Annotated in this window: 14 protein-coding genes; 12 read left to right on the plus strand and 2 right to left on the minus strand. The window is 68.4% G+C overall.

What is annotated here, in order from left to right; translation table 11 throughout:
- The first annotated feature begins 17 nt into the window (after nucleotides 1–17).
- Together RIA68_05265 and RIA68_05270 are read left to right on the plus strand one after the other, a co-directional pair.
- Complete coding sequence (locus tag RIA68_05265) at nucleotides 18–428, plus strand: VOC family protein (protein ID MEQ8316846.1); 411 nt, start codon at nucleotides 18–20, stop codon at nucleotides 426–428.
- Nucleotides 429–487: 59 nt separating this feature from the next.
- Nucleotides 488–1,216 carry an NAD(P)H-dependent oxidoreductase gene (locus tag RIA68_05270; GenBank protein ID MEQ8316847.1) on the plus strand — a complete coding sequence of 243 codons (729 nt, stop codon included), beginning with the start codon at nucleotides 488–490 and terminating at the stop codon, nucleotides 1,214–1,216.
- Nucleotides 1,217–1,234: 18 nt separating this feature from the next.
- On the opposite strand, the gene RIA68_05275 is transcribed toward RIA68_05270, so the two are convergent.
- Complete coding sequence (locus RIA68_05275) at nucleotides 1,235–2,629, minus strand: FG-GAP-like repeat-containing protein (protein ID MEQ8316848.1); 1,395 nt, start codon at nucleotides 2,627–2,629, stop codon at nucleotides 1,235–1,237.
- 128 nt (nucleotides 2,630–2,757) lie between these two features.
- On the opposite strand from RIA68_05275, the gene RIA68_05280 reads away from it, so the two are divergent.
- The 4 genes from RIA68_05280 (at nucleotide 2,758) to RIA68_05295 (ending at nucleotide 6,967) form a co-directional block, all read left to right on the plus strand.
- Complete coding sequence (locus tag RIA68_05280) at nucleotides 2,758–3,675, plus strand: AraC family transcriptional regulator (GenBank protein ID MEQ8316849.1); 918 nt, start codon at nucleotides 2,758–2,760, stop codon at nucleotides 3,673–3,675.
- Nucleotides 3,676–3,814: 139 nt separating this feature from the next.
- Nucleotides 3,815–5,536 (plus strand): integrin alpha, encoded by a 1,722-nt coding sequence (locus RIA68_05285; protein MEQ8316850.1) that lies wholly within the window; start codon nucleotides 3,815–3,817, stop codon nucleotides 5,534–5,536.
- Nucleotides 5,537–5,596: 60 nt separating this feature from the next.
- A complete protein-coding gene (locus tag RIA68_05290; protein MEQ8316851.1) occupies nucleotides 5,597–6,397 on the plus strand; it encodes a TIGR00266 family protein in 801 nt (266 codons plus the stop codon).
- 111 nt (nucleotides 6,398–6,508) lie between these two features.
- Nucleotides 6,509–6,967 (plus strand): cupin domain-containing protein, encoded by a 459-nt coding sequence (locus RIA68_05295; protein MEQ8316852.1) that lies wholly within the window; start codon nucleotides 6,509–6,511, stop codon nucleotides 6,965–6,967.
- Nucleotides 6,968–6,975: 8 nt separating this feature from the next.
- On the opposite strand, the gene RIA68_05300 is transcribed toward RIA68_05295, so the two are convergent.
- Entirely contained in the window at nucleotides 6,976–7,425 is a 450-nt protein-coding gene (locus RIA68_05300; protein MEQ8316853.1) for a hypothetical protein, read from the minus strand.
- Between the two features lie 110 nt (nucleotides 7,426–7,535).
- On the opposite strand from RIA68_05300, the gene RIA68_05305 reads away from it, so the two are divergent.
- The 6 genes from RIA68_05305 to RIA68_05330 all read left to right on the plus strand — a co-directional run bounded on the left by RIA68_05305 (nucleotide 7,536) and on the right by RIA68_05330 (nucleotide 12,809).
- Nucleotides 7,536–7,799, plus strand: coding sequence for a hypothetical protein (locus RIA68_05305; protein ID MEQ8316854.1), 264 nt, complete (start codon nucleotides 7,536–7,538; stop codon nucleotides 7,797–7,799).
- Nucleotides 7,800–7,839: 40 nt separating this feature from the next.
- Complete coding sequence (locus tag RIA68_05310) at nucleotides 7,840–8,178, plus strand: hypothetical protein (protein MEQ8316855.1); 339 nt, start codon at nucleotides 7,840–7,842, stop codon at nucleotides 8,176–8,178.
- Entirely contained in the window at nucleotides 8,175–8,561 is a 387-nt protein-coding gene (locus RIA68_05315; protein ID MEQ8316856.1) for a hypothetical protein, read from the plus strand. Before RIA68_05310 ends, RIA68_05315 begins: the two co-directional genes overlap by 4 nt.
- 75 nt (nucleotides 8,562–8,636) lie before the next feature.
- Nucleotides 8,637–9,998, plus strand: a complete 1,362-nt coding sequence (gene ricT, locus RIA68_05320) for a regulatory iron-sulfur-containing complex subunit RicT (protein MEQ8316857.1) — start codon at nucleotides 8,637–8,639, stop codon at nucleotides 9,996–9,998.
- Nucleotides 9,999–10,031: 33 nt separating this feature from the next.
- The gene (locus tag RIA68_05325; protein ID MEQ8316858.1) at nucleotides 10,032–11,738 is read left to right on the plus strand and encodes a S26 family signal peptidase; all 1,707 of its coding nucleotides are present in this window, start codon (nucleotides 10,032–10,034) and stop codon (nucleotides 11,736–11,738) included.
- A gap of 357 nt (nucleotides 11,739–12,095) precedes the next feature.
- The gene (locus tag RIA68_05330; GenBank protein ID MEQ8316859.1) at nucleotides 12,096–12,809 is read left to right on the plus strand and encodes a 5-formyltetrahydrofolate cyclo-ligase; all 714 of its coding nucleotides are present in this window, start codon (nucleotides 12,096–12,098) and stop codon (nucleotides 12,807–12,809) included.
- Nucleotides 12,810–12,874: the final 65 nt, after the last annotated feature.

Raw genomic sequence — 12,874 nt, forward strand, 5'->3', positions numbered from 1 at the left:
ATCTCGTGGAGGACACCATGCGCATCAAGCTCGAGAGCGTCCCAGTCAGCGACCAGGAGCACGCCCTGCGCTTCTACACCGAGAAGCTCGGCTTCGTGAAGAAGCAGGACATGGCGATGACCGATCCACCCGACCCGAATCATCGGTTCCTCACGGTCGTGAGCCCCGACGACGCCGATGGCACCGAACTCATGCTCGAACCAGCCGGCGAGCACCCGGCCACCAAGACGTACAAGGCGGCCCTCATGGCCGAGGGCATTCCCATTACGGCGTTCGAGGTGGACGACTGCCGTGCTGAGTACGAGCGGCTGCAAGGACTTGGCGTCGAATTCAAGGGCGAGCCTTCCGAGATGGCCGGTACGGTGATGGCAACGCTGAACGACACCTGCGGGAACCTGATCATGATCTACCAGAAGCCCGCGGAGTAGGCGGGCGTTCGCACCTTGCGATTGGCTACGCTCGGGCTCGATCGAACCCAGGAGCCGCCATGCACGCCTTGATCGTTCACGCCCACCACGAACCCGAGAGCTTCAACGGCGCCATGACGGCCCGGGCGACCAGCGAACTCGAGGCCGCGGGCCATGCGGTCACGGTCAGTGATCTCTACGCCTTGGGCTTCGACCCGGTCAGCGACCGCCGCAACTTCTCGACGACCGCCGACGCTGGCTATCTCAAGCAGCAGCGCGAGGAGCAGCACGCGTCGGAGCACGACGGCTTTGCGCCCGACGTGTCCGCCGAGATGGACAAGCTCGAGGCCTGCGACCTCGTGATCTTTCAATTCCCACTCTGGTGGTTCGGAATGCCGGCCATCCTCAAGGGCTGGGTCGACCGCGTCCTTGCGATGGGCCGCATGTACGGTGGCGGTCGTTGGTATGACACGGGCAAGCTGCTGGGCAAGCGCGCGATGGTCGCGATGACCACGGGCGGACCCGGGTCGATGTACGCACCGCCCGAGGGATACGAAAGCCTGAACCCAACGCTCGATACCATCCTGGCACCCGTCCACCACGGTATCTTCTGGTTTACCGGCATGCGCGTGCTCGAGCCGTTCGTGGCGTGGGCCCCGGCCCACCTGAACGACGACCAGCGAGCCGCCGCGCTCGATGCCTATGCCGCGCACCTTCGGGAGCAACTCGCTCAAGAGGGTGCACCGCCGCCGGTCGCCGCGGAGTTCCCGCCGCCGAAGTTCATACGCCAGCGGGAGTCGACCCCCTAAGCGATCGGGATCGAGTTCCTACGCGCAGCCCGCGTCGAAAGCGTTCTGGAACGCCAGGAAGTCGAAGATCGTCAGGTCGCCGTCGCCATCAAAGTCGGCGATGAAATCCCCGGCGTCGAAGCGATTCTGGAACTCGAGGAAGTCGAAGATCGTCAGCTCGCCGTCGCCGTCGAGGTCGGCCGTGCACACCAGCCCGCTGATGATCAACGCCCGGTTGCCGAGGGCCGCGCCAACGAGGAAGTCGATCCGTCCGTCTCCCGTGACGTCGCCGATGCCCACGGCGTCGAAGCCGAACTGCGAGGCCGGCCTCGTGTAGCTGATGAACCGGATGACCTCGCCCGTGCGCCCGGAGAACACCGTCGCCTGGTTGCCCAGGTACGAGCCGCTGATGACGTCGTCGTGGCCGTCGCCGTCGACGTCGCCCGCGCCCCGGCCGCAGCCCAGGCCGAAGCCCACGCCGGGCGTCGCTGCCGACACGTCCAGCAGCACCGAGCCATCGACGCCACTATACACATAGAAGTGCCCGCCCGTGCCGCCGCTGAAGTCGCCCACATAGACGTCGGGCGTGCCGTCGGCGTTGGTATCTCCCGCCGGCCCGGTGAAGAACGTGCCGAACGACGCGGCGCGCTCGGTCGGCTCCAGCGGACCGAGGATCGGCATGCCGGTCGCGCCCGAGAACACGTCGGCCCGGGACGCACCGCTCGAGCCGACGGCAACGTCGCGCACGCCGTCACCGTCGATGTCGTTCAGTCCGCCAAGGCCCGCACCCATCGTCGCCCCGGGAGCGGAGCCATCGATCGTGTGGAGCGGCGAGCCATCGAGCCCGCGGAGCACGTAGGCGCGGCCGTCGTTCGACATCGGGTCCGTCGGATCGCTCACGTCGCTCGTCGGCGCGCCAACGACCACCTCGCCCAGCCCCTCCCCATCGACGTCTCCGAGCCACGAGACGGCCGAGCCGAAGCGTTCGATCCCATTGATGCTGTCGACGCGACGGATGAGATCACCCCGCGTCGCCGCGGCACCCGAGAACACGTAGACGGCTCCGGCGTTGGCACCACGGCCCGGCGCACCGACGATCACGTCGTGCACGCCATCGCCATCAACGTCGCCCGCGTCGGCCGCCGCCCAGCCGAACGCCTCGCCCGGCCCATCGGGAGCCAGGTCCATCAGCACGTCGCCGGTGCGACCGCTGTAGACCACGACGCGCCCGCCGCCGGGGGCGGTCGGGGCGCACACGACCGCCTCCATCGCGCCATCACCGTCGATGTCGGTGAGCTCGGAGACCGCCCAGCCGAACTGGCCGGCCCCGGTGAACTCCTGGTGCACGATCACGCCCGGCTCGGCGAACTGGGCGAACGCGGTCGCATGACCCGAGAGAGCGGCGAGCAAGACGGCGAGGGGGAAGCGGCGCATGGCGGATCTCCTTGGAAGCGGACCATGACATTGTGCCACGAACGCAACCACCTCCGCCCCCCCGGGGTATGGACTGAGCAGGGTTGTTGCACGCCCGCATGCCGCGGACGCAACTGGAGAGGGCAGCCATGACGTTCTCGGACACGCCTCCGGCGGACGGCAGCCAGCACAACTGCCTCATGGTCGGCTCGGCCCGCTGGCAGCACGGGCGGTTCCGCCTCCCCATCGAGTCGCCCGACTTTCGCGACACCGGCCCGATCGTGTGGCCGACGGTGGTGTTCGCACGCGAGCCCGTCACGATCGCGCAGGCCGATGCCGACCCGGTCATCGCCGACGCCAACACCGTCATGGTCTACAACGCACACGCGATCTACACGCGGGAGGCCATCTCGGTGCGCGGCGACCGCTGCGAGTGGTTCAGCGTGAGTCCAGCCACCGCGATCGAGGTGGCGCGAGGCCTCGGACTCGACGGCGATGATCCGACGTCGCTGTTTGCGTTCACCCACACGCCGTGCGATGCGACGCTCTTCCGCGATCAGCGCAAACTGGCCAACGACCTCACCAGCGAAGCCGCCAGCAGCGATCCGATCGCCGTGGACGAGACCGTGCTCCGTCTCTTCGAGCGAGCCATCGAGCCCGGACGCTCCGCCACGCAGCGCCGATCGTCGGCGGCCCGCGAGCCCACGCGTCGCGCCCACCGGTGCCTCGCCGAGGACGCCAAGTACGTCCTCGCGCTGCGATTCGCCGAACGCCTGACGCTCGATACGCTTGCGGACGAGCTGGACTGCTCGCCCTTCCACCTCGCCCGCACGTTCCGCCGCTGGACGGGCCAGACGATCCACCAGTACCTCACGCGGCTGCGCCTGGCGGCGGCAATGGACCTGATGGAGCAAGGCCTCCCACTCCGCGAGATCGCCCTGCGCACCGGCTTCTGCCGCCACAGCCACTTTACCAAGGCCTTCCACGACCACGTCGGCATGACGCCCAGCAATTGGCGGCAGGCAGCCACCCAACATTCGCTTCACGACCACCGCGATCGGTCTTGACAGCGCCGTCACTTTCTGGTAACTTGTTTGCATTGGTGGGCTTGACCATGGGAGATGGAGGAACGCGATGACGCTTCGGGGACGATTCCGGCCATACTTGGTCGTGCTAGCGGCCGGCTTGCCAGTAGCCTACCCGTCGATGTCGTGGGGCCAGAGCGAACCCGTCCGCGAGCCGTTCCCAGCGATACTCGACCTGCGCGAGCTCGACGGTCACACCGGGTTCGTCGTAAACGGGGAGTTCAGTCGCGATGGTTTCGGACGATCTGCCACGGGCGCGGGCGATGTGAACGGCGACGGCCTCGATGATCTGCTCTTCGGCAGCCCGTTCGCCAGCCCTCAAGGCCGGTATCGCGCCGGCCAGGCATTTGTGCTCTTCGGACGCGACTCGACCGCAGGCGCGTTGTTCCCGCCAAGCATTGATGGCGCCATGCTTGCTGGTGAAGACGGCTTCCGTCTGTTCGGAATTACACGCTTCGCAGGAAGCAACGCGCGAGGTGTCGGCGACATCAATGGCGACGGGCTCGATGACTTCGCCTTGTCCGAAGGTGTCTCCGTGTACGTGGTATTCGGTCGCGACACGGGCTTCCCGGACACGCTCGACCTCGCTTCGTTCTCGAGCGAGGACGGATTCCGCGTGGAAACCCAAGCCTCTCGTCTGGCCGGTCTCGGTGACATCAACGGTGATGGCATACCCGACGTTGCCGTCGGCTCCCTTTATGCCGATCCCGATGGCCGCATCGACGCCGGGAGTTGCTACATCATTTTTGGCCGCAACACAGCAACGCAGGGCCCGTTCCCCGATGTGCTCGACGTCCAGTCCCTGGACGGCGAGATCGGTTTCCGCATCGACGGCGCCGAAGCGGGCGACCAACTGGGGTTGGGGTTGGCCTTCGGCGGCGACTTGAACGACGACGGCATCGACGACCTCTTGCTAGGGGCGTTTCGTGCATCACCAGATGGTCGCGATAGGGCGGGCGAAGCATACATCGTGTTTGGTCGCGACAGCTCCGCCAGCGGGGCGTTCCCTGCGGCTCTTTCGCTTGCCGAACTCGCGGCTGGCGATGGGGTGCGCATGCCCGGTGCATTGGCAAACGACGGCGCCGGTCTAAGCGTGGGTCTTGCGGGAGATCTCAATGGTGATCGCATCGACGATGCGATCATCGGAGCCAGCAACGCCCTGATCGACGGCCGCGGCCGCCCCGGTGTCGCCTACGTGGTGTACGGTCGAGCCGAATCTGCGGGCGGCTTGCCACCGCAGATCGAGCTGGCAGACCTCGACGGTACGCAAGGCTTTGTGATGCTTGGCGTCGCCGATCGCGATAGGACGGGCTTTGCAGCTGTCGCCGTGGGCGACATCAATGGCGATGGCGTGGGCGACGTGGGCATTGGCGCGTTCTATGCCAATCTAACGGACCCCTATTCGCCAGCCGCCGGGAAGGCCTTCGTGGTCTTTGGTCGTGGATCGGATGCCCCCCGTCCGTTTCCCGCCCGCCTCGATCTCGGAGATCTGGATGGGCGCGATGGCTTCACCGCCCAATCATGGGAGTCGCTGGACACGTGCGGCATCGACATTGGCGCCGCAGGCGATGTCAATGGCGATGGCTTCGATGACCTTGTGATCGGGGCCGATCGAACCAACCTTGGTGGCGCTTCCTTACCGGGGCGCGCCTTTGTAGTCTTCGGCCGCGACACCTGCCTTGCGGATCTCGACCTGGATGGCCAGGCAACGATCTTCGACTTCCTCGCGTTCCAAAACCTGTTCGACGCCGGTGACCCCAAGGCCGACTTTGACGGAGACGGCAACTTTACCGTCTTCGACTTCCTGCTTTTCCAGAACGCCTTCGACGCCGGTTGTCGTTAAGCCGCGTTCCGCAAGCGCGACGGGTATCCTCCCAATACACAAGCTAAGGAGGAACCCGCCATGCCCACCAGCCCCGACATCATCGACTACACCATCATCGGCGACGACATGCAGGCCGTCATCGTCACGCTCGATCCGGGCGAGGCCATGGTCGCCGAGGCCGGCGCCATGATGTATCTTGAGCCCGACATCGAGATGGCCACCCAGCTCTCGATGAAGGAGGGCGGCGGGTTGCTTGGTAAGCTCTTCGAGGCCGGCAAGCGGACGGTCACCGGCGAGAGCTTCTTCATCACGTTCTTCCACAACCACGGCTCGCAGCGGCGCGACTGCGCGTTCGCCGCGCCCTATCCTGGCCACGTCGTGCCCATCGAATTGGGCGAGCACGGCGGCACGCTCATCTGCCAGAAGGACGCCTTCCTCTGCGCCGCCCGCGGCGTCAACGTCGACATCGCCTTCCAGAAGCGCATCGGCGTGGGCTTCTTCGGCGGCGAGGGCTTCATCATGCAGAAGCTCAGCAGCGACACCGGCCAGGGCCAGGCCTTCCTGCACGCCGGCGGTACGACGCTCGTCAAGGAGCTCGCCCCGGGCGAGAAGCTGCGCGTCGACACAGGCTGCCTCGTAGCGCTCGACACCAGCGTCGACTACACGATCGAGTTCGTCAAGGGCATCAAGAACAAGATCTTCGGCGGCGAGGGCCTCTTCTACGCGTCGCTCACCGGCCCGGGCACGGTGTGGCTCCAGACCCTGCCCTTCAGCCGCCTGGCCGACCGCGTCATCGCCGCTGCGCCATCACAGGGCGGCAACCGCAAGGGCGAGGGCAGCGTGCTGGGGGGCATCGGCGACCTCATCGGGGGCAATTGACCGCACCCGCTCTCGGGCGCACAATTCCGGACACGCCCGGGCCGGCGGGCGTTGCCGCGAACGTTCGGATGGATCCGACCGCCGCGACGGTGCCGGCACCGGGGCCCACCCGTGGTCACCGCCAAGAACCCCTTGACCGAGCCAGGCAATGGCAACGCCGGGCACACGCTCAACGTGCTGGGCGTGCCGACCCAAGTGTTGTTGACCGCCCACCAGACGCATGGCGCCTGCAGCGCATTCAAGATCACCGTCCCCCCGGGCTTCGTGAATCCGCCGCACGTGCACTGGTTCGAGGACGAAACCTTCTTCGTCCTCTCGGGCGAACTGGAAGTGACCGTGGGCTCGATGCCTTCGACCGTCCACGCCGGCCAGGCCGCGTTCGGCCCGCGTCGCGTCATCCACGGCTTCGCAAACCGATCCGATTCGCCGGCCGTCGCCATCGTCCACGCCGCGCCGGGAGGGCTCGAGCGGTTCGTCGAGGCCTGCCACGCGGCCTTTCCCGAGGGCGTGCAGGTCGACCCCGTCGCGCTGGTGTCGCTCATCGAGCGTCACGGCATGAGCGTGGCCTAGCGGGCAACCTACGAGCCGCCGCCCTCCGCCCGCTCGGCGGTCCACACCGACAAGAAGTCGCGCCCCGTCGAGTTGGTCGTGCCCTCGAGCCGGCCATCGCGCAGGACGCCGGCGTGCAGGTAGGCGCCCGAGCCGTCCATCGTGAGGAACGAGAAGTGCACCGCGCCCCAGTCGGTGTTCAGCCGCCCCTCCGAGATCGCTGAGCCGTAGAACGTGCCCTCGAACGTCTTCTCGCCGACCGACTCGACCACGAACGGCTGGTAATACGGCTCCGAGGTCGGCAGCGGCCGCAGATCGACCCGCCACGTGCCCACCAGCGACTCGGCTGAGGGCGAGGCCGATTCGGACTGCGTCAGATCCGCGTCGGCCCGGTTCGGGCCCGCTCCCGAGCATCCGATGGCCACCAACAGGCAAGAAGCGGCCCCGAGGGCCCCGCACGCGGTCCGAATCTGGCTCATGACGGATGCTACCCGTCTGGCACGCTCGGCCCATGCAAGCCGTACAGTGTGCAACGCCCGGACCCGCAAAGCGGTACTGTCCGGGAGAGGCCGCACAGGGAGTCGCCCGCATGATCCGATCGAAGACCTTGACGTTCCGCACCGGCCTGCGAGCCAGCCTCGCCGCCGTCGTGCTGGCCGGCTCGCTCACGCTGGCGGTGCCCCAGTCCGCCCACGCCCAAGCCGCACAAGGCCAGGGCCAGGCCCTAAGTCCACCGCGACCGACCCAGCCGGCCAAGCCTCCGGTGATCACCAACTTCCTGATCGCCGGCGTAGTCGTCATCGGCATCGTCGCCGCCACGGTCATCCCAGCCAAGCGCGGCCACCAGGACTGAGCCGCCCCATCCGTCCCGACAACGTCCAGGGAGCCCCATCATGAACGCCCCGAACACCGCCACGCCGCGGCGGGCACGCATGGCCGATCCGCGGATGGCGCTCGTCGCCGTCAACGCCGGCCTGCTGCTCGCGCTCGGCTACGTCACCCTCGCACCCGCCGCCACCGCCCAGCAGGCCCAGCGGCCCCGCGGCGAGTACCTGCTCCTCGGCGGGCAGATGACCGGCTCGCCCAGCAGCGGCGTCCACGTCATCGACACCTCCAACCAGGAGATGGTCACGCTCAAGTGGGAGCAGTCGCGCCAGGCATTCGAGGGCGTCGGCTTCCGCAACCTCCGCGAAGACGCCCAGGCCGGCGGCAACGAAGGGGGTCGGCGATGAAGACCAATACCACCAACACGAACACCAGCAACACGCCCGCCAACATGCCCATCAGCTCGCGCAAGGTCACCATCCCGCTGCTTGCCAGCGCCCTCGTGCTGGCCGGGCTCGTGCTCGTGCAGGCCGGGCGCACGGGTGAGAGCTCGCCCGTCTCGCCCGCCGCGGCGCTCGCCGAGATGGCCGTCGTCGGCGGCGGCTACGCAGCGATGACCACCCAGGGCCAGAGCTCGAGCGAGGAACTGCTCTACGTGCTCGACCAGCGGGCCGAGCGCCTCATGGTCTACCGCGTCGAGAACGGCCGCACGCTCGTCTTCCAGCGCAGCGAAGACCTCGCCCAGGTGTTCGCCCAGGCCCGCGCCGCGGCCGCCGGCGGCCGGAGGTAGGCGTCGTTCTTGGGCGCTCCGTAGCGGCATCCGGCCGCACGATCGCTCTCGCGTGATCGGAGCGTCATTCTCGTTATGCCCATCGTTCCGCTGCCACAGTTCGAGCAGGACCTCGCCGAGTACACCGAGGAACAGGACCGCCTGGCGCGTGAGAAGCTCACGCCGCCCAAGACGGTCGTCTGCCGCTTCGGCGCGATGAAGCTCATCGGCGAGTTCCGCTACACGCTCGAGGCCACCCCCGGCTGCGGCAGCAAGCTCATCGCCCGAACTTTTCGAGGCACCGAGATGGGCGAGATGCTCACCAGCACCTGCCCCAACAGCGGCTGCGGCAAGAGCATCTCCCGAAAAGAGATGCTCCAGTACATCGAGCAGTCGGGCGGCCGCGACTTCCCGTTCTACGACAAGGGCCGCATCCTCCGCGTCGCCACGCACGAGGACCTGGACGCCCAGGCCGCGCTGGAGCAATCCGCCCACGAGCTCAAGCTCCGCGCCCGCACGGTGGCCGACGAGATCGGCGTCAGCATCCGCATCGTGCAGGCCGAGCCCATCCTCGGCGGCGAGACGCTCACGTACTACTACCTTGCCGAACAGCAGGGCGACAACCTGCCCGGCCAGCAGAAGGGCGCCGGCAATCACGGCAGTCACGGCCACCGCGGCCGCGACCCACGCCTGCAGGCCGGCGACCTGCGCGACGCGCTGCAGAAAGAGGCGAACTCGTCGGGCACGGGCGGCCCCCGCGTCGAGGTCCGCCCCGTCGGCGCCCGCGACGAGGCGAGGCTCACCGCCGACTACGAGCGCTGCGGCCAGCACTGCTGCTGCAAGAACTTCCTGAAGGTCTTGAAGCCCGTCCCCATGCGCGCCGCCAAGCAGCAGAAGGCAACATTGGACCCCCTCAAGATCTCCGGCCGCTGCGGCCGGCTCATGTGCTGCCTGCGCTACGAGGACGAGAGTTATCGCGAGCTCGCGGCACGCCTGCCCCACCGCAAGACGCTCGTCGGCACCAGCGAGGGCGCCGGGCTCGTGCTGGACACCCAGATCCTGACGCAGCTCGTCCTGGTCAAGCTCGACTTCGACGGCCGCGAGATCGCCGTGCCGCTCGAGGAGCTCATCGACCCCGCCGACGCCCCCGATCCCGCGGCCAAGGTCGTCGCGCCCCCACCGCCGCCCGCACGCCAACGCCGCGAACGCGGCGACAAGGACGAGTCGGCACGCACCGACGCCCCCGCCCGCAAGAAGAAGCGCCGCCGCAAGAAGAAGCCGACCGGCGACGCCGGCGCCCCCACGCCGGAGACACCACGCCGCGATGCGCCCGCCGCCGACGGTGAGTCTTCCCCCGGCCGCAAGAAGAAGCGCCGCAAGCGCCGGCGGAAGAAGCCAGGCGGTGAAGGCGGCCCGGGTAGTCATCCCAGCGACCCTGCCGCTCCCGGCGGCGACTGAGCCGCTAGCGAACCCTCCCCCTACCCTCCTGCCATGGCAGCCACCCCAGCCAAGCACCCAACCACGCCGAGTCGCGAGTCGGGCCGATTCTCCATCCGCGAGACCTTCAGCTCCATCATCATCGCCTTCGCGATGGCGTTCGTCTTCCGCGCGTTCGTCATCGAGGCCTTCGTCATCCCCACCGGCTCGATGGCCCCCACCCTGCTGGGCGAGCACGTCGAGATCGTCAGCGACCAGACGGGCACGCGCTGGCAGGTCGGGCCGTGGACGCAAGGGGGCCCGGACGGGACTGAACGCGTCAGCCGCTACACCGTGCACGACCCCATGACCGCCAGCAACCCGCCGGCGCTCGTCGAGAGCGTCAGCGCCGCCCGCAGCCCGGCCTACCAGATCGACGCCGAGGTCGAGCGGCTCCGCGCGGGCGACCGCATCCTCGTGCTCAAGTACCTGCCCATCCTCTTCGAGCCGCAGCGCTTCGACGTCGTCGTCTTCAAGAACCCGACCGAGCCGACCGTCAACTACATCAAGCGGCTGACCGGCCTGCCCGGCGAGCAGCTCGCCATCGTCGACGGCGACGTCTTCACGCGGTCGCTGCCGAGCACGCCCGGCGAGTCGAGTTTTTCCCCTCCCTCGGACGCCGACCGCGACCAGGAGGGCGGCACCTGGGCCATGGACGGCTGGGCCATCGCACGCAAGCCCGAGCATGCGCAACGAGCCGTGTGGATGCCGGTGCACGACACCGTCCGAGCGCCCGTCGACCCGGTCCGCGATGGCTTCACCTGGTACCGCCCGCCGTGGGTCGCCCGCTCGGCCGACGGCCAGTCGCTGCGGGGCTGGGATGGGCTCGACTCCATGACGCCCGAGCACACGCAGGCCGGCAGCACGCGGCTCGAGTGGGACGCAGAAGCCTGGCCCATCGTCGATTACTACCCCTACAACGAGCGATACCGCCGCGCGGGCGAGTCGCTGCGAGCGCTCGTGCCGCCAACCTTCGGCGTGGGCGACGTCCGCGTACGCATGGGCGTCGAGCCGGTCGGCCAGGGCCTCGAGAGCATGGACATCCGCATCGATGCGCGCGAGCACGCGTTCCGCGCGCAGATCGCCGGCGGCGTGGCCCGCATCGAGATGCGACCGATCGAGTCCGACGCCTCCGCATGGACGGTGCTCGACGAGGCCGAGGTCAGCCAGCCCGCCGCCGACACGGTCACCGACGTCGAGTTCTGGCACGCCGACCAGGCCCTGTGGCTCTTCGTCGGCGGCGAGCGCGTGGCCTACGCCACCTACGACTGGGGTCCCATCGAACGCTTCGAGCTGGCAACCAGCCAGCCGCTCGACGCGCAGGGCCCCATCGTGCCCTCGCCCGATGCCTACCGCTCGGCTCGCCCTTCCATCTCGCTGGTCGGCCCCGTGAAGCTGCACCGGCTCGGCGTCGATCGGGACCTCTACTACCAGACGACGCGCGGCGGCAGCCAGCTCCCCGTCCGCGGCAGCCACCCCTCCCTCGACCTGGCCGTCTTGGACAAAAACCAGTTCTTCGTCTGCGGAGACAACTCCGCCAGCAGCCAGGACAGCCGCCTGCTGGGCGACGCCAGCCCCTGGGTTTCCCCGCTGGGTGCACCGGCCGGCATCGTTCCGGGTGAGCTCATGCTCGGGCGGGCGTTCTTCGTCTACTTCCCGGCGGTCGAGCGTGTCGGCCCCGTCCCCGTGCCCGGCTTCGGGCGGCTCCGATTTATCTGGTAGCCTTCGTCGCGGCACCGACACCGACCCGCGATCAGCCCCGATTGGCCTGCAGGCCATCCCCTGTGAATATTTGACCAAAACTGCCGTTCGACCGCTATTCTCGCGGCCTGCGCCGGCTACCGTTTTGAACTCTGAGAGAGAGCCAACCCGTGGCCTCGGCCAAAACGGGATGGGATGGACCCCCGACGGGCGGAGGAGCCTGCCGGGGGTCTTTCGTCACTTGCTCCACATCGACATCCACGACTAACTGGTGGTTCCTGGTCGCTTCCGATCGCTTGCCGTCGGTTGCTGTCGTCGACGGCATGTTCGCTCGAAACGGGCTCTAGTCGCCCCCCGCGCTGTTCCGATAGGCTTGGTGTGAGCACCCACGCCCTCGCACCAAGCCCAAAGATCGGCAAGCGCATGCGCGACGAGCCAACCACCAACGATCAGTCCCACTCCGAACTCTCGGCCGAGAAGTCGGCGCTGCGGACCAAGATGCGCCACGCGATGGAGACCATGCCCGCCGCCGAGGCGCAGCTGAAGGCCGAGGCGCTGGCCGAGCGTGCCCTGGCGTGGGCGCCCATGGCCCGGGCCCGCCGCGTGATGATCTATCTCTCGATGTCCGGAGAGGCAAGCACCGGCGCGCTCATCGACCGCCTGCTCGAAGCGGGCGTCGAGGTCGCCGGCCCACGCATCGACTGGGACAGCCGCACGATCACGCCCGCCCTCATCGCAGACCCGATGTCCGACGTGGTCGAGGGCAACCTGGGCGTGCCCGAGCCGGCGCCCAGCGCCGCCGGCGTGCCGCTTAACACCATCGACGTCGTGCTCGTGCCCGCGTTGGCCTACGACCTGCGCGGCTTCCGCCTCGGCCGCGGCGCGGGGTTCTACGATCGGCTCCTGGCCGATCCGCGGCGCACCGGCCTTTCGCTCGGATTCGGGCTCGAGGCCCAGCTCGCCCCGAGGGTGCCAACCGAGCCGCACGACGCCAGGCTCGACGCCCTCGCCACCGAGCGGCGCTTGCTCGAGTTCAATGGCCCGCGGATCGCCGCGGTGCTGGAGTCGGAAGCCGGGCCCGGACCGCGATAGGCTGATTTGTTTCGATTCGGAGTTGCATGGAGTCGGTGGCGGGCACGAAGCCCCCACGCAGCACG

Source organism: Phycisphaerales bacterium (assembly GCA_040217175.1).
In the GTDB taxonomy this organism is placed as follows: Bacteria; Planctomycetota; Phycisphaerae; order Phycisphaerales; family UBA1924; genus JAHCJI01.

Excerpts from the sequence above, each read along its gene's own strand:
- RIA68_05300 (MEQ8316853.1), bottom strand. The coding sequence starts at position 7,425 with ATGAGCCAGATTCGGACCGCGTGCGGGGCCCTCGGGGCCGCTTCTTGC.
- RIA68_05280 (MEQ8316849.1), top strand. The coding sequence starts at position 2,758 with ATGACGTTCTCGGACACGCCTCCGGCGGACGGCAGCCAGCACAACTGC.
- RIA68_05270 (MEQ8316847.1), top strand. The coding sequence starts at position 488 with ATGCACGCCTTGATCGTTCACGCCCACCACGAACCCGAGAGCTTCAAC.
- RIA68_05275 (MEQ8316848.1), bottom strand. The coding sequence starts at position 2,629 with ATGCGCCGCTTCCCCCTCGCCGTCTTGCTCGCCGCTCTCTCGGGTCAT.
- RIA68_05285 (MEQ8316850.1), top strand. The coding sequence starts at position 3,815 with ATGTCGTGGGGCCAGAGCGAACCCGTCCGCGAGCCGTTCCCAGCGATA.
- RIA68_05305 (MEQ8316854.1), top strand. The coding sequence starts at position 7,536 with ATGATCCGATCGAAGACCTTGACGTTCCGCACCGGCCTGCGAGCCAGC.
- RIA68_05310 (MEQ8316855.1), top strand. The coding sequence starts at position 7,840 with ATGAACGCCCCGAACACCGCCACGCCGCGGCGGGCACGCATGGCCGAT.
- RIA68_05325 (MEQ8316858.1), top strand. The coding sequence starts at position 10,032 with ATGGCAGCCACCCCAGCCAAGCACCCAACCACGCCGAGTCGCGAGTCG.
- ricT (MEQ8316857.1), top strand. The coding sequence starts at position 8,637 with ATGCCCATCGTTCCGCTGCCACAGTTCGAGCAGGACCTCGCCGAGTAC.
- RIA68_05315 (MEQ8316856.1), top strand. The coding sequence starts at position 8,175 with ATGAAGACCAATACCACCAACACGAACACCAGCAACACGCCCGCCAAC.
- RIA68_05265 (MEQ8316846.1), top strand. The coding sequence starts at position 18 with ATGCGCATCAAGCTCGAGAGCGTCCCAGTCAGCGACCAGGAGCACGCC.
- RIA68_05290 (MEQ8316851.1), top strand. The coding sequence starts at position 5,597 with ATGCCCACCAGCCCCGACATCATCGACTACACCATCATCGGCGACGAC.